This window comes from Exiguobacterium sp. N4-1P, from assembly GCF_002214325.1.
Window position 1 is genome coordinate 1,590,228 of sequence record NZ_CP022236.1, and the last position, 20,501, is coordinate 1,610,728.

The 20,501-nt window shown below is 46.1% G+C and carries 15 protein-coding genes and 1 pseudogene; 1 reads left to right on the forward strand and 15 read right to left on the reverse strand.

The window, feature by feature from the left end:
* Positions 1 to 53: 53 nt before the first annotated feature.
* From A0126_RS08365 to A0126_RS08395, 7 genes are all read right to left on the reverse strand, one after another.
* Positions 54 to 983, reverse strand: a complete 930-nt coding sequence (locus tag A0126_RS08365) for an alpha/beta hydrolase (protein ID WP_088837251.1) — start codon at positions 981 to 983, stop codon at positions 54 to 56.
* Positions 984 to 1,003: 20 nt separating this feature from the next.
* Positions 1,004 to 1,345, reverse strand: a complete 342-nt coding sequence (locus A0126_RS08370) for a hypothetical protein (protein WP_088837252.1) — start codon at positions 1,343 to 1,345, stop codon at positions 1,004 to 1,006.
* A gap of 11 nt (positions 1,346 to 1,356) precedes the next feature.
* A complete protein-coding gene (locus A0126_RS08375) occupies positions 1,357 to 2,373 on the reverse strand; it encodes a S66 family peptidase (protein WP_088837253.1) in 1,017 nt (338 codons plus the stop codon).
* Positions 2,374 to 2,396: 23 nt separating this feature from the next.
* A complete protein-coding gene (locus tag A0126_RS08380) occupies positions 2,397 to 2,753 on the reverse strand; it encodes a thioredoxin family protein (RefSeq protein ID WP_088837254.1) in 357 nt (118 codons plus the stop codon).
* Between the two features lie 164 nt (positions 2,754 to 2,917).
* Positions 2,918 to 3,283: a DUF779 domain-containing protein gene (locus A0126_RS08385; RefSeq protein WP_088837255.1), complete on the reverse strand. Its 366-nt coding sequence runs from the start codon at positions 3,281 to 3,283 to the stop codon at positions 2,918 to 2,920.
* A gap of 21 nt (positions 3,284 to 3,304) precedes the next feature.
* Positions 3,305 to 4,825: an aldehyde dehydrogenase gene (gene adh / locus A0126_RS08390; protein ID WP_088837256.1), complete on the reverse strand. Its 1,521-nt coding sequence runs from the start codon at positions 4,823 to 4,825 to the stop codon at positions 3,305 to 3,307.
* Positions 4,826 to 5,028: 203 nt separating this feature from the next.
* Complete coding sequence (locus tag A0126_RS08395) at positions 5,029 to 5,553, reverse strand: TraR/DksA C4-type zinc finger protein (RefSeq protein ID WP_088837257.1); 525 nt, start codon at positions 5,551 to 5,553, stop codon at positions 5,029 to 5,031.
* Between the two features lie 420 nt (positions 5,554 to 5,973).
* On the opposite strand from A0126_RS08395, the pseudogene A0126_RS08400 reads away from it, so the two are divergent.
* Positions 5,974 to 7,334 (forward strand): annotated as a pseudogene (locus tag A0126_RS08400) (transposase).
* A gap of 229 nt (positions 7,335 to 7,563) precedes the next feature.
* Here A0126_RS08400 and A0126_RS08405 read toward each other — a convergent pair.
* The 8 genes from A0126_RS08405 to gltB all read right to left on the reverse strand — a co-directional run bounded on the left by A0126_RS08405 (position 7,564) and on the right by gltB (position 20,216).
* Positions 7,564 to 8,361 carry a hypothetical protein gene (locus A0126_RS08405; RefSeq protein ID WP_088837258.1) on the reverse strand — a complete coding sequence of 266 codons (798 nt, stop codon included), beginning with the start codon at positions 8,359 to 8,361 and terminating at the stop codon, positions 7,564 to 7,566.
* Between the two features lie 211 nt (positions 8,362 to 8,572).
* Positions 8,573 to 9,718 carry a mannitol-1-phosphate 5-dehydrogenase gene (locus tag A0126_RS08410; protein ID WP_088837259.1) on the reverse strand — a complete coding sequence of 382 codons (1,146 nt, stop codon included), beginning with the start codon at positions 9,716 to 9,718 and terminating at the stop codon, positions 8,573 to 8,575.
* 2 nt (positions 9,719 to 9,720) lie between these two features.
* Positions 9,721 to 10,158, reverse strand: a complete 438-nt coding sequence (locus A0126_RS08415) for a PTS mannitol transporter subunit IIA (RefSeq protein ID WP_088837260.1) — start codon at positions 10,156 to 10,158, stop codon at positions 9,721 to 9,723.
* 20 nt (positions 10,159 to 10,178) lie between these two features.
* Positions 10,179 to 11,612, reverse strand: a complete 1,434-nt coding sequence (locus tag A0126_RS08420) for a PTS mannitol transporter subunit IIBC (RefSeq protein WP_088837261.1) — start codon at positions 11,610 to 11,612, stop codon at positions 10,179 to 10,181.
* A gap of 211 nt (positions 11,613 to 11,823) precedes the next feature.
* On the reverse strand, positions 11,824 to 13,842 hold the full coding sequence (locus A0126_RS08425; protein ID WP_088837262.1) for a BglG family transcription antiterminator: 2,019 nt from the start codon (positions 13,840 to 13,842) through the stop codon (positions 11,824 to 11,826).
* A complete protein-coding gene (locus A0126_RS08430) occupies positions 13,835 to 14,128 on the reverse strand; it encodes a PTS sugar transporter subunit IIB (RefSeq protein WP_088837263.1) in 294 nt (97 codons plus the stop codon). Before A0126_RS08430 ends, A0126_RS08425 begins: the two co-directional genes overlap by 8 nt.
* Positions 14,129 to 14,274: 146 nt before the next feature.
* Positions 14,275 to 15,741: a glutamate synthase subunit beta gene (locus A0126_RS08435; protein ID WP_088837264.1), complete on the reverse strand. Its 1,467-nt coding sequence runs from the start codon at positions 15,739 to 15,741 to the stop codon at positions 14,275 to 14,277.
* The gene (gltB, locus tag A0126_RS08440; RefSeq protein WP_088837265.1) at positions 15,741 to 20,216 is read right to left on the reverse strand and encodes a glutamate synthase large subunit; all 4,476 of its coding nucleotides are present in this window, start codon (positions 20,214 to 20,216) and stop codon (positions 15,741 to 15,743) included. The genes A0126_RS08435 and gltB overlap by 1 nt, the downstream gene beginning before the upstream one ends.
* Between the last annotated feature and the right edge of the window lie 285 nt (positions 20,217 to 20,501).

Genomic DNA, 20,501 nt, shown 5'->3' on the forward strand with positions numbered 1-20,501 from the left:
AAATGGACTGATTTTTGTCAATCCATTCCTTCCGCTTCATACACTTTCATTTGTCATGCTGACAATACGCGCCGAACAAACGCCTCGACGACTTCATCGTATCGATCGGGTGCTTCAAAATAAGCCATTGCATGTGCCGCATTCGGAATGACGACGAGTTCCTTCTTCGTTTGGCAAGCATCATACAGTTCATAGACCATCGATGTCGGAACGAACGTATCTGCATCCCCATGAATGAATAAGATCGGTACCGCCGCCTTTTTGACTTGTTTTAATGCGGAAGCTTCACTGAAGAAGTAACCAGCCTTTAATTTCGTCAATAAACTCGTCATCGCAAGGAACGGAAAGTGCGGCAAACGATACATCCGTTTCATCTGATAGGCGAGGACTGCGTTGACTGATGTATAAGCACAGTCGGAGATGATGCCTTTGACTTGAGCAGGTAATGTCTCTCCACTCGTCATCAAAACCGTCGCGCCCCCCATCGATACACCATGTAAAAAGATGGAAGAATCCGTACCAACACATCCGACTAAATAGTCGATCCAGCGCAGACAGTCTTGCCGGTCATGCCACCCGAAACCGATGTAATTTCCGTCACTTTTTCCGTGACCACGATTGTCCGGCATCAACACATGAAAACCCGCTTGATGATACAGATAGGCGAATCCTGCTAAGTCTGTTCCGACACCACCGTAACCATGTACGAGAATGACGACTCGATCGGACGGAACGAGTGGCGGTAAGTAATGTGCGCGAAGCGTCAATCCATCATGTGCTTGCGTCGCGACGAGTTCTAACGGTTGTTCCTTAATCCATGTCTGACCCGGTTGCATCAATCGGACCATCTCGTCACTTAAATCACGGTTGTTCGTCAAGAAAGGTTTCGGATTCGTTGCGATTGCCATTTCGTAAAAGTAATAGCTTGCTGCAAGCATCCCTGAACCAATCACGCCTAAACCAATTTTTGTACCTGTTCGCATCCGGTCCCCACTCCTCGTTGTTATAGTTCGATTTCTAGTTGAGCTGACGACTCTGGATGATCATCTTGTAATATGTGCTGGCGCAACCGTTGTTCATGCTGGGCCTTCCGGTAAGCGAATTCGCGAATGAGCTCTTGCCCCGCAAATCCTTCTTCAACGATTTGCGATAATAATTCGGTCTCCATCTCGACCATCTCGTCTGGATTGCGCATGACGAGGACTTGTCCGACTTGCGCAATCATTACTTCATCCGTCAGTCCGAGTGCATCATAAAAAGGTTCTGGTAACGTCATCCGGCGTGTTTCCGGATTGATGTAGATTCGCTTATATGCACCAAGCGATTGAAAATGTCGTGTCGCCATATGAAATCTCCTTAGTTGAATGTCATATCAAGCCGTGAATCTTTTCCTTGAAGCGTCACTGTTGCCGTCGCACCATTGACGAGTGTCAATTGGGGCGGCTGATGACCGATGTCGAAATCATAAAAAATCGGCAGTCCTGTCTCTGTTGCAATCATTTGGTAGACATCCAGTAATGCATAGTCTTCGATTGCCTGCCCTGCGCTTGTTCGACCAAACAAAATACCAGTTGCGTTATCAAACCAGCCGGCAAGATGCATCTGCATCAAGGAACGGTGAAGATCAGTCGCGCTGGCTTCACAGGCTTCGAAGTACCAAAGAATCGGTTCACCCTCGAGTTGTTGTTCTTGAAATGCACGGACATCGCCATAAGGCGTACCGATTAAATGACGGACGGTTTCGAGGCATCCTCCGAGAAGTCGACCCGTCACCTGAGTGATGGATGGATTCAGAGTTTTCCATTCCGTCGGTTGATCGAAATGGAACATAAAGCGCTCAGGGCGGACGTCGTGATTCCAGGCTGTTTGAAACCTTGTCGACATCCACTGGGTCACGGAACCATCACGCGGTGTTGCAAGCACGCGACGCCAAGCAGCTGTCGTCTCGTCCCATTCTTCACTTCTCAACTCAAGCACGTTCGGACCATGTGCTGTCGCAATCCCCGTTTTTACGGTAATTGCGAACAAGACCGTACTCGTATCTGAATATCCGAGTAACCATTTCACCGGCAGTTCATAAAAGTCTAGATGCGGTAATACATCCAAGGCGCGTTCGCCACCAAACGGCGGCAGGATCGCATCGATATCTGGGTTTTGGAACATCTGCATCAATTCAGATGCCCGAACCGCTGCTGTTGTACTCTGTGCTTTCTTTTGTGTCCAAACCGTATCACCAATCATCGTCTCCATCTGCCGGTCCTCTAAACGTAACTTGGATTCTTCGAGTAAAGGATGGAGCGCATCAGGTAAGCCGGAAGATAATGCTGTTATACCAATTGTTTGCCCTGTCCAGCCGAAAAATGGATACCTCATCTTCTTCCTCCTTCAGTTAACGATTAATTTTCTAAATCGATGATTTCTGATTTTACAAATTCACCAATCTGCTCCACACGTCGACGGAATCGTTCGATTGGGACGATTCGTGCCTCGCGGTGCATCTCTTTTCCGTCTAAAAACAAAAGTAAGACAGGGGCGGTGAAAATGGATAACGCTCCTGCAATTTCGGGAACGTCCGATACATCGACACGCGCCGATCGAATTTCTGGGTGTTCCAACATGATGGGTTCGATTTGTGGGAACAAGGATTCACAGACGGAACAATTCGGGCTTGAGACGTATAAAAAACTAGCACCCTGAACCGAATACCAGGACTGCACGGCATCAATGGACGTCAATCGTGTAAACTCAACCATCAACAAGACCTCCTTTTAAAAAATGTTGCTTTTATTATACCGCTCTTCGCATAGAGAAACCAAATTTCGTGCTAACGTTCCCCTCACACAGCAAATGAAAAAACACCTAAAACTGCCTCGGTGACATCTCTCACGCGAAGCAGTTTCAGATGTTTTAAAGGGGGTCATCTAGTGTCAGTCTGAAGTGTAGCGTACTCTTCATCCGTAAAGGCACGGGATCGGGTCAGAAAACGTTTCCCTTCGACCCCTTCAAGCGAAAACATGCCACCGCGCCCATCGACAACATCGATGAGGAGTTGCGTGTGTTTCCAATACGTATACTGATCTTCATGAATATAAAATGGACAGCCGCCAATCGTCCCAATCAATAAATCGTGATCTGCGAGAAATAAATCCCCTTCCGCAAAGCACATCGGTGAACTGCCATCACAACACCCCCCGGATTGATGAAAGATGAGGGGTCCATGCTTTGCTCGTAACTTGTCACTCAACTCGAGCGTCGCCGCTGTAGCAAGGACACGTTCGACCATACGGACACTTCCTTTCTTCGCTTAGAAGAAACCGAGTTTGTTCGGGCTATAGCTAACGAGAAGGTTTTTCGTCCGCTGGTAATGATTGAGCATCATTTTATGATTTTCTCGACCAATCCCGGACATCTTGTAACCGCCGAATGCCGCATGGGCAGGGTACTGATGGTAACAATTCGTCCAGACACGTCCTGCTTCAATCGCCCGTCCGAAGCGATAGGCACGGTTCATGTCGCGCGTCCATACACCGGCACCGAGACCATATAACGTATCGTTCGCAATCTCAAGCGCTTCGTCATCCGTTTTGAACGTCGTGACGGACAGAACCGGTCCAAAAATTTCTTCTTGGAAAATCCGCATCTTGTTGTGCCCTTTAAAGATCGTCGGCTGGATGTAGAAACCGTCCGCAAGATTGCCGTCCATCTGATTGCGTTCTCCACCAATCAGGCATTCTGCGCCTTCTGATTTACCGATTTCTAGATAAGATAGAATTTTTTCCATTTGTTCATTCGATGCCTGTGCACCCATCATGACGTCGCCGTCAAGTGGATTGCCGAGTTTGATTGCTTTGACGCGTTCAAGTACCCGCTCCATGAACGGTTCATAAATCGACTCCTGAATCAACGCCCGCGATGGACAGGTACAGACTTCCCCTTGATTCAAGACAAACATTAGTAACCCTTCGATTGCTTTATCGAAAAAGGCGTCATCGGCGTCCATAATATCTTCAAAGAAGATGTTCGGAGATTTTCCACCTAATTCAAGTGTAACGGGAATAATGTTTTGTGACGCATACTGCATGATTAAGCGACCTGTCGTCGTTTCACCCGTGAAGGCGATTTTCGCAATCCGTTTGCTCGACGCAAGTGGTTTCCCTGCCTCTAAACCAAACCCGTTGACGATATTTAAGACGCCTGCCGGGAGCAAGTCTTCAATCATTTCAGTCAAGAGTAAAATACTTGCCGGTGTCTGTTCTGCCGGTTTTAAGACGACACAGTTTCCGGCAGCTAATGCCGGTGCTAGTTTCCAGACGGCCATCAGAATCGGGAAGTTCCACGGAATGATTTGACCGACGACGCCGAGCGGCTCATGAAAATGATAGGCGACGGTATCGTTATCAAGTTCCCCGACAGATCCTTCTTGCGCCCGGATGACACCGGCGAAATAACGGAAATGATCAATCGCCAGTGGTAAATCTGCGTTTAACGTCTCGCGGACGGCTTTCCCGTTTTCTAGCGTCTCGGCGTAGGCTAAAAGTTCTAAATTTTCTTCCATCCGATTGGCGATTTTATTTAAGATGTTCGACCGTTCCGCGACCGATGTTTTTCCCCACGCCTCTTTGGCTGCGTGTGCGGCATCGAGTGCTAATTCGATATCTTCTTTTGTCGAACGCGCGACTTGGCATAATACCTTCCCGGTGACCGGTGTGATGTCATCAAAATATTCTCCATTGACGGGTGCCGTCCATTTCCCGTTGATGAAATTTTCATAACGATCTCTGTACTGTACTTTTGACCCTTGTGTGTTTGGAATCTCGTAAATCATGACTGTTTTCCTCCCTCAAATAAAATGGTCAACCCGAGAAGTTTTTGTATGCGCTTTCATTTTGGTCCCCCGTAAAAAAACCCCTCATGTACATACTAACAAATAAGTATGAAAAGTCAAAATTTTCCGTTAACTTTTTTGATTGAAAAATGCAAGACAGGAAACGATTATCGCCCCCTGTCTTGCATCTCTTAATCAACCTCTTATGAACGCGTCGTGTCGATGCCATCTTCATTATCTGACGGCGAGTCTGAGTTTCCGAAGTCACTGACTTTACTAAAGCCATCCGTATCTCCATCAATATCTTTTCCCGTCGCTGTAACAGATGGATCGAGTACATCCTCTTCGACCGGTCGTTGTTGCTCATTCAAGCTATTTTTTTCAGCTTCTTCTTTCGCATCATCAATGCATAAGAGTGTTTCAGGAATGATATCGAGACGCTCTAGCTCGATTTCTTTTCCACATACCTTACAGATTCCGTACGTGCCTTCTTCGATTGCTTCTAGGGCAAGATCGACGTCAGATAACATGTCTGTTTCTAAATCCGTGATCGCTTGATCCCGTTCCCGTAAAAATAATTCGTCACCTGAATCTCCAGGATGATTATCATAACTTGAAAGTGCGCCTTCGTCGTAATCTGTTTCACGGTTCTCGATGTTCGATTCCGTTTTATCTTTTTCCTTAAGTAGACGTTCTTTGAATTCCTCGATTTGTTTCGCTGACAACATGTTCATCATCTCCAATTCTCTATTCTGCTCTAATTATGTTTTAGCCGAATCAGAGGTATCTTAAACGTTTAGTTGCCGTTTATCAAAATCAGGCGAGAATACTCCCACCTCTAAGCGTCTCAGGGCGAAGCCCAGCGCAGGTAGGAGATGAATCGCCTTCGAGCAAGACGTGTCTTGAGACACGTCACAGCGTGTAGACAAACTAGATGGAAGGTCACTTGAATGTGATCTCCCATCTTTTTTTGCTCTCTCTTTCCTCCCTAATCGTCTTCCTGTGGCAAACATCGCGCCGCTTCGCTTCACTGCAGGGTCGCTCCTGTTTGCTTTCCACTAGGAAGCGATTAGATTGGAAATCGAGGCTTTTTTAGCTTTCTTTCATATTATAACGTAAAAGAAATATACCACGAAGGAGGGTTTCCCATGATGGGAAAACGAAATCAACCCCATCGTTCTGAAAACATCACGGTCACACTCGAACAATTGGTTCCTGCGGACCACTTGGTTCGCAAGGTCGATCAGGTGATGGACTCTCAATTCATCTATCCATTGGTTGAAAAGTTGTACTGTGAAAATAACGGAGGACCTAGCGTGGATTCTGTTCTCTTAATCAAGATGGCTCTTCTTCAATATTTATTCGGTATTCCTTCTATGCGGAAGACGATCCAAGAAATCGAAACGAACGTCGCCTATCGTTGGTTCCTAGGACTTGGATTGGATGAAAAGGTTCCTCATTTTTCAACCTTCGGAAAAAACTATGTCCGACGCTTCCAAGACACGACGATTTTTGAAGATATCTTCTACAAAATTCTGACCCAAGGCGTCGATGCTGGATTCGTGGACCCAGTGGTCCTGTTTATCGATTCGACACACGTCAAAGCAAATGCGAATAAGCGGAAATATAAAAAGAAACATGTTCGTCGTGCAGCACGTTTTTATCAAGATGAACTGGAACAAGAAATCAATGATGATTGTGAGGCGCACGGAAAAAAAAAGCGTTTTACCCCCAAGAAGAAGGACGAGAATGATCGACGTTTGACGAAGGAGAGTACCACGGATCCTGAGTCAGGATATTACGTGAAGGGGAAGCGTGAAAAGCAATTCGCCTATTCCTTTCATACAGCATGTGATCGGAATGGTTTTGTCCTCGGGACAATTGTCACACCAGGTAATATTCACGATAGTATCATTTTTATTATGATGCGTATTACGATTGCTATCTCTGTGAAAATGATCAGCAGCTTGTCTATCGAACAACTACACGGGAATGAAGACGGGAGTACGTATCAGATCCAAAAATCTGCGAAACTTGTCCATTTCTAGAACGGTATACGAAAAGTCAGACGATGCAGAAAGTGATTCATCGGCATGTCTGGCAAGATGCAATCGACGAAGTCGAGCACCTTCGCCACACACCGGTTAATAGGCAGCTGTATGCCCGACGAAAAGAGACAATCGAACGTGTCTTTGCCGACGCGAAAGAAAAGCATGGCATGCGTTGGATTCGCTACCGCGGGTTAAAAAAAGTGACGATGCAGGCCATGCTCACTTTTGCTGCCCTGAACCTCAAAAAATTGGCCAATTGGTCATGGGATTCCAGTCGGAATCCTAATGGAGTGTCATATTTTTTACGCATACATAAGACAAACCTTCATTTCCACTTGGAAATGAAGGTTTGTCTTATGTATGCGACGTGTCTTGAGACACGTCAATTGCACGACATTCTTGGTTCAAAAACACTCAAAATCAGGAATAAAATCAATGTTATGTTCTTTAAAAACTGAAGATATAGGGTTGTGACAGGGAGTTCGTCTGTCACGTAAAATCTTCAACGTTCACCTTGCGAATGACCGAAGTAGCGAAAACCAAGCAAAGTAGGCATCCGTGCAAAAGAAACTGACAAGATTAACTCTCAACCGTCGGAACGACGGGGTTAGCCTGATAAAGTTTCGACCGATAGGTCGGATCACTCAGGAACCTTCCACCTCTTAGCGTAGCGTAGGTGGAGGTAGTTCAAGAACATTTGTACGAACGAATCGACCCACGATAATCACAGATGACGGTCATGCATTCCTGCCCATCATGAAAACAAATTTGATGGCTTCTGCCATTCTTAGAAGTCGTGATATCATCAATCCATAGTCGTGATTCGTCTGCTGAAGATAACATCGCTACTTTTTCCCGAATCGAAAATAAGTCAAATGGCAATAAATTCAATGATTGAATCACGAGACCATATTTCCGGAACAACGGATCGAGTTGGTACTGCGATAAACTATATAAACTTTTTTCCGAACCACCGATCAACAATTGGATTGAATGCGAAGGTTCATGGCTATCGATCCGTTCCTTTTGAAGAATGATTCTTCCACGAACGCCAGACTCGTCGAAGATGCTTTGTACACGGTCTTGGGTAAACCGTAAACTTGACTCTTTAACATGAAGAACGAGATGCGCGAATTCCGCAAAGTCTGGTTTTCCGATTTCAAGGGATGGGATGTGTCTGACTTCTTCACGTTCAATGATTTCAATCAAATCACGCTCGATTTGCGGATCAACCGTCTTTTCTGCATAAACACGGACATCGACGACATATTGATCAATCACGGTATTGACTTCAAGTGTATACATCAATCCTGTATTTTTATCTTGTTCAATCATCAATCGATTTAAAATCAATTGATGCACTAAGTCGACAGGTGTGTAGGAAAGAAACTGACTCGTATAAATCAAATTTTTGAAACTACCCGATTTCCCATTCTTTGGTCGAGAACCATTGATCATATAGACGTTCACTTTATAATTCAGCATGTTTCCACCTTCTTATAGAAAAAATCGAAACAGACAGGTTCCGTTTCTATAGCGTACAATCTATTTGACGGAAATAATATTCGTTTTCGAATATTCCAAATCTCGTATACAAATTCTTGTTCATTTATGTTAAGAATAGACATCGTTAAAAAGAAATCGGGCGTGCATCACTGAGGACGCACGCCCGATTTCTTTACCCTTCCCTAACTACTTAAGCAAGCGAATTGATTGAATCATTGATTTGATTATATTGGCTGATGATTAATTGACCGAGACGCTCATTCGGCTGAAGGCCAAGATACGTCACTAAAGTCTCTTCGATCCCCTTTGTTTCGATAAATGTTTTCAATTCAACAGATTCCGAATCATTCGGGTCAGAATACGTTAACGCCGCTGCGATTCCGAGTGCTAGTCCATTCGCTTCGATGCCACGCTCCATCAATTCACGCGCTGGTTTGACAAGGCGATCATTCGGACTGAGTTTACGGATTGGCGAACGGGCAACACGAACGATTTCGTCATGAATCCGCGGATTTTCGAACCGTTGAATATTCTTTTGGATATAAGCACTATGCTCTTTCGCGTCAAACCCGTATTTTTCTAGTAACAACCATCCTGTTTCGTAAAGAGCCGTCTGGACCCCGCGTCGGACACGATGATCTTGCAGGCTTTGGGCAATCGTTTCATTTTCGAATAATGCACCTAGATACGATGTGAGTGCATGACCTGTATTGACAGTGAACAGCTTTCGTTCGATGAATGGTGTAATTTCCTCGACATATGTTACGCCTTCTAAAACTGGATAATCTGCCGGCAATCGTTTCGTTTCAATCACCCATTCAAAAAATGGTTCGACTTCAACGTACAACGGATCTTCATGACGCTGAAGCGGTACGATACGATCGACCGCTGCATTTGGAAAATAACTTGCAGCTTCAGTTAACGTCGTATGACGTGCCACTTCTGTTTGTAAGTGTGTCGATCCACCAATCATGTTTTCACAAGCGACGACATAAATGGGTTGATTTTTTGTTCGTTTTTCCAACCCTTTAGCAATCAGGGGTGCAATTTTCGAAAGCAGTGCTGGTCCGACAGCCGTCGTAACAATTTCTGCGTCTGCAATTGCTGCGATGACATCGTTTGCTTCCGTCATACTATTGAGTGCCGTAACACCAGTTACGGTCTCATTTGCCATTCCTTCAGCTGCATAGCCGACTTCATATGTGCCTCGAGACTTTAATTCGTCTACTACGGTCGTGTTGACGTCAACAAAACAAACTTCGTAGTTTGACTTCACAAGTTGTAATCCGATGAAGCCACGTCCAATATTACCTGCTCCAAAATGAACGGCTTTCATTTTTACACCTCCATCGATAACAGTTCGATGATTTCTTGCTTCGTTTTCGCTTGAATCAACTGCTCGACATTGTCTTCATCTGAGCAAATCACTGCGATATTTGATAAAATCTCCAAATGCTCATCACCAACACCAGCAATCCCAATGATTAATTTTGCTGGTTCAGTACCGAACGTTACACCGCCCGGGACTTGAAGAATCGATAATCCTGATTTTTCGACTTCACTTTTTGCTTCTTCCGTACCGTGTGGAATCGCAACATGATTTCCAATATATACACTCGACATTTCGTTTCGAGCTAACATCGAGTCCACATAGGCCGGGCGGACAAAACCGTGATCGACGAGGAGTTTCCCCGCCGCACGAATTGCCGCTTCTTCTGAATCGAATTGCTGATCGAGTAAAATCATATCTTCTGTTAGTTTCATTGCTGTTGCCATTGTAAATCCCCCTCTAATTTTTAAGAAATTTTATTGCGTGCCTTTTCAATTTCTTGAACGAGCTGATCGTAATATGCAGCATTCAAGAAGTTTTCGACCGAGCGATGTTCTGCATCTGGAACTTGTTCGACTGCACGTTCCGTCAAATCTTGGTGCGTAATGACGAACTCTGCGTCTGCTGGCAGGTTACTGATTGACGTGTTCGTCACCTTAATCGGCAAGCCAGCCTTGTTGATCTTATTCCGGAGAACGGAAGCTCCCATCGCACTCGAACCCATTCCAGCATCACACGCAAAGATAATGTGTTCGACTTCAGCGAGTGATTTTTTAGAATCTGCTGCGACAAGTGATGACGTGATTGAACTCTTACCTTTCATTGCACCGACATTCGCCGTTGCTTCTTCAAGTGACGTTTCCTTCGCTTTGCTCGTTTTGAGTAAGACAGCAGAAATTACGAACGTTACCGTTGCAGAGATGAGAACACCCGCAATCAAGCCGACATATGATCCACGTGCTGCCATCGCAAGAACAGCGATGATACTACCTGGTGAAGCCGGAGCGACAAGACCGACATCAAATATAACAAATGTCAAAATCCCACTCATTCCACCCGCGATCATACCGAGAAGAAGAACTGGCTTCATTAGTACGTACGGGAAGTAAATTTCATGAATCCCACCGATGAACTGGATGAATGCAGCACCTGGCGCTGTTTTTTTCGCTGCACCTGAACCAAAGACTGAGTATGCGAGTAATAATCCAAGCCCTGGACCCGGATTCGCTTCAAGTAAGAACAAAACGGATTTTCCTGCTTCACTGACTTGATCGAGACCAAGTGGACTTAAAATTCCGTGGTTAATGGCGTTATTTAAAAATAAGATTTTTGCGGGTTCGATGAAGAGACTCGCAAGTGGTAATAATTGTGCGCTGACGATTGCACCAACTGCCGCCGCCATGACATCATCCAACCCAGTCATGATCGGACCGAAGATTTCAAATCCTCCAATCATCAACAAACCACCGATGATGCCGACAGAGAAGTTGTTAACGAGCATTTCTAAACCTGGTTTCACTTTTCCTTCGATGAAATGATCAAATTTCTTGATGACGAATCCACCGAGAGGCCCCATGATCATTGCTCCAAGGAACATCGGAATTTCCGTCCCGACGATGACACCCATCGTTGCGAGCGCCCCGACGACACCCCCTCGAACGTCATGCATTAATTTACCACCAGTAAAACCAATTAAGAGCGGTAAGAGATACGTGATTGTCGGACCTACCAACTCCGCTAAACTTGCGTTTGGAGCCCAACCGGTTGGAATGAATAGTGCTGTAATGATTCCCCAAGCGATGAATGCACCGATATTCGGCATGACCATCCCACTTAAAAAACTCCCAAATCGTTGTACTTGTACCCGTAATCCACGGATTCCTTTAGTTGCAGTTGCCATCTCTATAGCCTCCATTTCATTAAATTCAGTTAGTCGTTCTTTGCTACATGTTTATTGTATACTGCTTGCAAACGCTTACTCAATCTTTCCTAGTTCGCGTTTTGGCAAGGTAGTTGGACAAGTGAAAAAGATAGTACAGCGGACAATGAAAAATGGAATTCGTCACGAGACGAATTCCATTTTTCATTGTCTATTCGATTCATTCATCACATCAAACTTCCGTAACATTCAACTCCCGTTCAATGACTTTGCGGAATGTTTCATTGAGGACGGTGTCCAATTGTTGTTCATCGCCATATTCAAACTGAGTCGTCCGTTCTTCACTTTCAATGATTGCACCACTGATTGAACTCAGCAATTGAAGAAGTTCATCCGGTGCTTGTTCGGGCGCGACAAGTACTAAAATCCGCTCAACTGGATGGATGACTTGATCCATTCCGAGCAAATCGATAGCTTGATTCAGCTCGAAAATTAAAAAGGCACCCTGTTTGATTGAACTGTCACGTCCATGGAATAATGCGAGCCGTGTTCCTGGAATTCCAAGACCTGACATTTCATGCCGCCGCAACAATTGTGTCGACAGCTGGACCGCTGAATGCGCGATATCTTTCATAACCATCACATTACTTACTTCAAGAAGCAGCTCTTCTAGGCCTTCTGACTGTGAAGCAATCGACTCAATCGAAAAAAATTCTGTCAATTCACGTGCCGTTTTCACAAGTTGTTCTAATCGTTTTAAATCTAACCACCCCTTTACCTCTTTTCGGGCGGGTTGTTTAAATGATTTCGGAAGCGAGACAAGCAGTTTTCTGACGCGATCGACTTCATCTTGCGGAAGTAAGGGGTTGACGAGTAAATGTGGTTGACTGATATCCGGCAACGGAACCGTCGATAATACAAAGTCGTAATCAGTTAAATTCAAACGATCAATCCCGAACAAGGAAGAATTTTCGATTTGATCAAGTTCTAAAAACTCTTGTCGCAACCGGTTCATTAATAATTTGGAAGAGCCAAGTCCTGCTGAACAAACGACCAGAACGCGATACGGAACTTTTACGACAGGTCTACTTAATACCGCTCCAAAATGCATCACCCAAAATGCTAAATCATGATCAGCAAACGCTTGATCCGAAAAGACGGTTTGCGCCACCTGTTTAACCGAATCGAACAGCCGTGGATACTCCCTTTCAATCTGCTTGATGACATAAGACGGATTGATGACGTTTTGTCGCGTATAGGACATGATATGGGAAACGAGTCCCCGCTCAAGGGCACTGTCTTCTGTAAACTGCTCTCCATACAAAAGAGAGACTTCCTCAATCAATCGCTTGACGCGCAATCGAATGACCAATTCTTCAGAACTGTCTAGTTGATCTTGTTGAAAATTGCGTAGTTCTTCTGAAATCCATTGACGCTCCGCAACTGTCAACGCATAGGGTAGACGTCGTCCGATGATGTCTACCCGTTGAAGCACTTCGACCGGGTACGTTTTCAATTCATAGCGCATTGGAAATATTTCCATCCGAATCGCTTGGAGCGCCAAACTAAGTGTGGCTCGCATAATTGACCGGTCGCTCAGTTCCTGTTGCTTTATTACGGGAGCGATTACTGCATAGGATTGATTGATTGCTTCGACCCACTGATTACGCGCCGGATGCAAAAGATCGGGTAATTGATTAAGATCCCCTTGGAGCAACCGGTAAAAGGACAATACATCCCATTGCGTGAAAATAAGCGAAAGCAATAAACGACGCTTATTGATTTCTTCGCCGATGACTTCAGCTCCGATCCCCTTCTTCCGCCGCAACTCTAAATCATATTGTTGAAACCATTCATCAATCCGCTCTAAATCTTGACTGATCGTACTCGGTGCGATGTACATCGCATGCGCAAGTGCCTGTAATTTAATCATGCCCGGTTCTTGTAAGAGACGATAAGTGAGCTCAACTTGCCGGTCATCCGTCGAAGGTAATGCTTTATGTGATAATAACAATGCCTCTCGGAGCTTCCGTTTGTCACTTTCATCCCCAACGAGCACTAATCCTCTTCCTCGAATATAATCCAGTTCTAACTGAAAAGAAGCAATTGTTTGAGCAATCGGTTCTCGTTCACGCTGAATGGTCCGTTCGGACGTTCCAAGCGTTTCTGCAATTTCTTGGACTTGAACAGGCTCTGTTTTTGTCAACAAATAAAATAAGACTTCACGTTCTCGTGTAGAAAACTCAATCAACCTTAATCAACTCTTTTCTTAATACAGTGATCACTTCATCGTAAGCCGCTTCAGACAACAGATGATTGACGATGCATACGCGATAATCCGTCACCCCCATCACTTGGCGGACAATCTTCTCAGGTCCGACAATCAGATGTATTTCAGTAGGGACCTCCTTCAGACGATAACTCTGAACATCGACTTGCAACTGCTCCTGTCGCAGGCGCTTTCGTAGCACGTTCGCTCCTAGGACGCTCCCTACTAACCCAGAATCACAGACGAATCCGATTTTAAGACGTTTCACGTCATCACCCACCTCTTTTCTTTAATCCTAGCGGATGTGTCATTAAAAATGTTAATTTCTACAGACATTTTTCAGACTTTTTTTAAGGAACAACAAAAACGTCATGTGTGGAAACTTAACTGTTCCCATACATGACGTTAAATGAATTAGCCCGTTTGAGTCATCAGTGACAGATGTCGTTCGACTGCTTCTGCCACTTCCCGCCCTTCGCGGATCGCCCAGACAATCAAGGACTGTCCGCGCCGTGCGTCCCCTGCAGCGAAGACACCCTTCCGATTTGTTGCATATCCCTTCGTCTTGATTTTCCCTCGCTCTGATTCAACGATGAGTTGATTCAAGACCGTCTGCTCGACTCCGCTGAAGCCGATTGCAATCAGCATCAAGTCGACCGTATAGTATTTTTCTGTTCCTTCAATTGCTCGGAATTCAATTGACCCATCTGCTTGCTTTACTTTTTCATTATGAATCGTCCAAACCCCTGTCAAGCGACCGGAATCACTTGTCGTGTAACGTGTGATCGCGATCAAATATTCGCGAGGATCACGTCCGAATTGATCGAATGCTTCTGCATAACCGTAGTCAAGTGTAAAGAGGTTCGGTGTATCCGGCCACATGTTGTCGTTCGCCCGGACCTGACCTGGCATTTCATGCTTCCCGAACTGGACGACAGAACGGCAACCCTGTCTGAGTGCCGTCGCGACACAGTCCGCTCCCGTATCTCCGCCACCGATGACGAGAACATCTTTACCTCGCGTATCGTGTTGCTCAAGCAGGGATTGATTCGACAACAGATGGCGCGTCACGCTTGTTAAATAGTCCATCGCGTAACCGACACCGCTCGTCGGAAGATTTGGTAACGTTCTTGGTTCCGTTGCACCGACACAAAGAATGACGGCATCAAACGCTTGTTCAAGCTCGTCCAGCGTCACATCAAGACCGATCGTTACGCCGGTCTTAAAGAGAATGCCTTCTGCTTTGAGCAGATCGACACGACGCTCGACGATATCTTTTGATAACTTCATCGCCGGAATCCCGTACGTCAACAGACCTCCGATACGATCTTCCCGTTCAAAAACGGTGACTTGGTGCCCTGCTTGATTCAATTGATCGGCCGCGGCAAGCCCTGCCGGACCAGAACCGACGACTGCCACATGATGGGACGTCCGGTTCAATGGCACCCGCGGAACGACCCATCCTTTTTCAAAGCCGATATCGATGATTGTACGCTCAATCTGTTTAATCGCGACGGCCGGTTCATTAATCGATAACGTACATGAACCTTCGCACGGTGCGGGACAAACACGTCCCGTGAACTCCGGGAAGTTGTTCGTTTGATGCAGGCGCTCGAGCGCTCCTTTAAAGTCTCCTTCTTCGACGAGGAGATTCCACTCGGGAATCAAATTGTAGACCGGACAACCAATTTTGACATGTCCATAGGTCTCGCCGACATGACAAAACGGGGTTCCGCAATCCATACATCGGCTGGCTTGTTCCGACGCCTCACTTTCAGAAAATGCTTCTTTATATTCATTAAAGTCTTGAATCCGTTCTGTACTGGCGCGCTCTCGTCCGGACTGGCGAGGAACACTCATGAATTTATCGCGTCTTTTCATTATTGACCTCCCGTTCCGCGTCCGAGGTGTGTCTCAAACGCTAACAACATCGCTTCTTCCGTATTATGTCCTTTTTTCGCATAATCGGCCATCAATGTCGTGACGACTTGATAGGTCGTCGGAATGACACGAATAAACGAACTCAAAACATGATCCCAGTTTGAAAGAATCGCATGTCCTTGTTCACTGTTCGTCCGTACGACATGACGTTCGATAAATGTTTTTAAGCGTGCCGCTTCTTCCGTGTCTGTTACTGCGCCCATCGTGACGAGCTCGAGATTGACGCGCGAGCGGAACAACGCGATGTCTTTCGGTAAGACGTAGGCGACACCACCTGACATACCGGCAGCGAAGTTCTTTCCGACGTCACCGAGAATGACGACACTCCCGCCCGTCATATATTCCAAGCCATGATTCCCGATTCCTTCGACGACTGCCGTCGCACCACTGTTTCGAACGGCGAACCGTTCGCCTGCCTGTCCATTGACGTACAGTTCCCCACTCGTCGCACCATAAAGCGCGACGTTACCGATGATGACTTGCTCTGAAGAAACAAAACTCGTCTTCATATCAGGACGAACCGAAAGAATTCCTCCAGATAATCCCTTTCCAACGTAATCATTAGCATCCCCGACGACGTTCAACGTCATTCCGCGAGGCACGTATGCACCTAAGCTTTGTCCGGCTGATCCTGTCAGGTTCAATGTTAGGCGATCGGAAGGTAAGCCCATTTCTCCGAACATCCGTGTCAGACGTGATCCGGTATTCGTACCGATTGCCCGGTCTGTATTCGTAATCGCAAGCGCAAATGTTTGTTTTTCCGTAAATGCATCATGATCAAGCAACGGAGCGATTTCACGGTGGTCAAACGACTTCGCGACAGCATGATCTTGCGCTTGTGTCGACGTCGAATCATATGTTGGTTGAACAAGTAGTCGAGAAAAGTCGAGACTGGCTGCTTTCCAGTGATTCGTCAAACGATCCGATGTCATTAAAAGATCCGTCCGTCCGACGAGTTCCGCTAGACTACGGACGCCGAGTTGAGCTAAATATTCACGAACTTCTTCCGCAACGAACGTCATGAAATGGACGACGTGATCGGCAGATCCGGTGAATTTTTCACGCAACTTCGGATCCTGTGTCGCGACACCGACCGGGCACGTATCTAGATGACAGGCACGCATCATGATGCAACCGACGGCAATCAATGGTGCTGTCGCAAATCCATATTCATTCGCCCCGAGCATCGCTGCGATGACGACATCGCGTCCAGTTAGTAACTTACCGTCCGTTTCTAAGCTGACCCGTTCCCGCAGACCATTCAAGGCTAGCGTTTGATGCGTCTCAGCGAGTCCCAGTTCCCACGGTAAGCCCGTATGTTGGATACTCGTCTTCGGGGAAGCCCCCGTTCCTCCATCATGCCCACTGATGACGATGACATCGGCAAGTCCTTTGGCGACACCGGCAGCAATCGTTCCGACGCCTCCTTTTGCGACAAGCTTAACACTGATCCGCGCCTCGTCATTTGCCCGCTTTAGATCGTGAATCAATTGAGCCAAGTCTTCGATTGAATAAATGTCATGATGTGGTGGTGGTGAAATCAGACCGACACCCGGTGTCGAAGCACGGACCCGCGCAATCCACGGATACACTTTTTCGCCTGGGAGTTGTCCCCCTTCGCCTGGCTTCGCGCCTTGTGCGACTTTAATCTGGAGTTCATCCGCATGGATCAAATAATGACTCGTCACGCCGAACCGACCTGATGCAATCTGTTTAATCCGACTCATCCGTGAGTCACCATTTTCGTCGAGTTGATACCGTTCCTCTTCTTCGCCACCTTCACCACTGTTACTCTTACCACCTAGACGGTTCATCGCAATCGCTAGTGTTTCATGAGCTTCCTTCGATAGTGAACCGTACGACATCGCACCGGTCTTAAAGAATTTGACGATTTCACTCGCGGGTTCGACTTCCTCGAGCGGAATCGGTGTCGTTTCCTTGAACGTCAACAAATGGCGCAGGAAGGTTGCGGGTTCTTCTGCAATTTGATTTGAGTACCGTTTAAATAACTGATAGTCCCCAGTTCGGCAAGCATGTTGTAACAAATGGATCGTCGCCGGATTGAACGCATGATGTTCTCCGTCATTACGGTACCGGAAGACACTACCTGATTCCAAGAACGTCCGTTTCGTCCCTTCCTCATGTTGACGTTTCGCTTCCTTTTCAATCAAAGCGAGCGACAGACCACTGAGTTGAGAGACTGTTCCCGTAAAGTAGCGATCGATGACGTCCGTCGAAATCCCGACGACTTCGAAAATCTGCGCCCCCCGATAACTGAAGACGGTCGAAATCCCCATCTTCGACATGACTTTGACGACCCCCTCCGTCACGGCGTTACGATAACGAACAGCATTGTCCGCGTGTTTTTCACCAATCGCTTCATCGAGTGTCGCATATACAAGGTACGGGTAGATTGCGTCAGCTCCGTAACCGAGCAGCGCCGCGAAGTGATGCACTTCCCGGACTTCTCCCCCTTCGATGATTAAACTGACGTTTGTCCGAAGCCCTTTACGGATTAAATGGTGATGCACGGCACTCGTCACGAGCAGGATTGGCATCGGTATGGCTCCAGGTCGAATGTTCCGGTCAGAAAGAATCAACAACTCACAACCCGATTCGACGGCATGAACCGCTTCTTCGAGGAGCGTTTCAAGTGTTTCTTCCATTTGATTCGTAAACAATGTTGATAACGTTTTTTGTTTCAACTTTGTTTGACTGAGCGCATGCGCTTCAGCCGGAACTAGCACCGGTGAGTTCAAGCGGACCCGACGACAGTTTTTCCGGTTCGGGGTCAATAGTTCACCTTGACGCCCGAGCCAGGTCATCGTTGACGTGACGATTTGTTCACGTAACGCATCGATTGGTGGATTGGTGACTTGGGCAAACAATTGTTTGAAGTAACGGAACAACGATTGTGGTCGCTCACTTAATACAGCGAGTGGGATGTCCGTTCCCATCGCACCAAGCGGATCTTTTTTTTCCTCGACGAGAGGAATCAAGTATTGCTCGATATCTTCTCGCGTGTATCCAAACAGACGTTGCGTCGTACCTAATTCCTCAATCGTTTCTGAGTGCATTAACGTCGGTAATTGAATCTGTTCTTCTGATAACCATTCGGCATAAGGATGACGCATCGCAAGATCCCGTTTCACTTCTTCGTCAGAAATCAGCTGACCGGAAGCAAAGTCAAGCAAGAGGAGCTCACCAGGAATCAAACGTTTCTTATACAAAATCTCTTTTTCTGGAATCGGGAGGACACCTGATTCTGAGGACAACATAAAGTGACCATCGCGCATCATGATATAACGGGCAGGTCTGAGTCCATTTCGGTCAAGTGTCGCGCCAATTTGTTTCCCATTCGTAAATACGATGGCAGACGGACCGTCCCATGGCTCCATCATACTGCTGTGATACTCGTAATAAGCACGTTTCGCCGGCCGTACTTCCGCATGCTCGAATGGCTCTGGAACCAGCATTAAAGCTGTTTCCGCTAACGTCAAACCAGACAAGTATAAAAATTCAAACGCATTATCGAGCATCGACGAGTCACTTCCTGATTCATCGAGGATTGGGAGCACATCATCTGCACGGCGACCATACGTCGTTTTCGCAAGACTTTTTTCGCGTCCACGCATCGCTTGAATATTGCCTTGTAACGTATTGATTTCTCCATTATGAATCAAATAGCGGTTCGGGTGAGCTCGTTTCCAACTCGGGAAGGTGTTCGTGCTAAAACGTGAGTGAACAATCGCAAACCCTGATTGGTACCGTTCATCACGTAAATCATCAAAATACTGACCGAGCTGATCTGTAGTGACAAGTCCTTTATAGACGATAGTCTCACTCGAACTACTGAGCACGTACTGTTCGATTCCAAGACGATTTGCTTCTCGTTCAAAAGAACGACGAATCATGAATAACGTTCGTTCGAAGGCCAACCCTTCAATGTCCTTCGCTTCAATGAAGCATTGGCGAATGACCGGTTCTGTTTGACGTGCTTTTTCACCAATCACTGTATTCGAGACTGGTACCGTTCTCCACTCGATCACCCGTTGTCCTTCTGATAAAATAATTGATTCTAAAGCGCGTTCGAGTCGCTGTCTCGACCGTTCCTCCCGAGGCAGGAACATCATCATGACACCATAATCTCCTTTTTTCGGTAAGGTTACATTCCGAAATGTCTCCCGAAAGAGACGGTCGGGAATTTGAGTTAAGACACCGGCACCATCCCCTGTTTTCGCATCGCTCCCCTGTCCGCCTCGATGCTCCATCTGACAGAGCATCGCGAGTGCATTTTCGACGATTTCATGGCTCGGTCTCCCGGTTCGGTGCGCATAGACTCCGATTCCACACGCATCATGTTCTTGCTTCGGATCATATAAACCTTGCCGTTCAGGCAATTGATGAAATGACATAATTTCACTCTCCTTAACACGTTCTAAATTTTCTGTATATTCAGTTAAAATATACTTTACACTCTTTTATGATTATTCGCCACCATGTATAAATGAAACTATTATATCCAAATCACTTATGATTCCCTGAGGCTAGACAATGTTAACGCTTACATAAAGATGAATAATCATTCTAATTATTTTTTCAGAAGAATTATTCTCGTTTAAATTTTATTTTTTGCAACGAGTGTTTCAAGCGTGGTATTTTTAATAAAGAGAAATCTATTATTTTGATTAGAGAGGAAG

Excerpts from the sequence above, each read along its gene's own strand:
- A0126_RS08435 (WP_088837264.1), bottom strand. The coding sequence starts at position 15,741 with ATGAAAAGACGCGATAAATTCATGAGTGTTCCTCGCCAGTCCGGACGA.
- A0126_RS08385 (WP_088837255.1), bottom strand. The coding sequence starts at position 3,283 with ATGGTCGAACGTGTCCTTGCTACAGCGGCGACGCTCGAGTTGAGTGAC.
- A0126_RS08375 (WP_088837253.1), bottom strand. The coding sequence starts at position 2,373 with ATGAGGTATCCATTTTTCGGCTGGACAGGGCAAACAATTGGTATAACA.
- A0126_RS08405 (WP_088837258.1), bottom strand. The coding sequence starts at position 8,361 with ATGCTGAATTATAAAGTGAACGTCTATATGATCAATGGTTCTCGACCA.
- gltB (WP_088837265.1), bottom strand. The coding sequence starts at position 20,216 with ATGTCATTTCATCAATTGCCTGAACGGCAAGGTTTATATGATCCGAAG.
- A0126_RS08415 (WP_088837260.1), bottom strand. The coding sequence starts at position 10,158 with ATGGCAACAGCAATGAAACTAACAGAAGATATGATTTTACTCGATCAG.
- A0126_RS08380 (WP_088837254.1), bottom strand. The coding sequence starts at position 2,753 with ATGGTTGAGTTTACACGATTGACGTCCATTGATGCCGTGCAGTCCTGG.
- A0126_RS08370 (WP_088837252.1), bottom strand. The coding sequence starts at position 1,345 with ATGGCGACACGACATTTTCAATCGCTTGGTGCATATAAGCGAATCTAC.
- A0126_RS08395 (WP_088837257.1), bottom strand. The coding sequence starts at position 5,553 with ATGTTGTCAGCGAAACAAATCGAGGAATTCAAAGAACGTCTACTTAAG.
- adh (WP_088837256.1), bottom strand. The coding sequence starts at position 4,825 with ATGATTTACGAGATTCCAAACACACAAGGGTCAAAAGTACAGTACAGA.
- A0126_RS08420 (WP_088837261.1), bottom strand. The coding sequence starts at position 11,612 with ATGGCAACTGCAACTAAAGGAATCCGTGGATTACGGGTACAAGTACAA.
- A0126_RS08410 (WP_088837259.1), bottom strand. The coding sequence starts at position 9,718 with ATGAAAGCCGTTCATTTTGGAGCAGGTAATATTGGACGTGGCTTCATC.
- A0126_RS08365 (WP_088837251.1), bottom strand. The coding sequence starts at position 983 with ATGCGAACAGGTACAAAAATTGGTTTAGGCGTGATTGGTTCAGGGATG.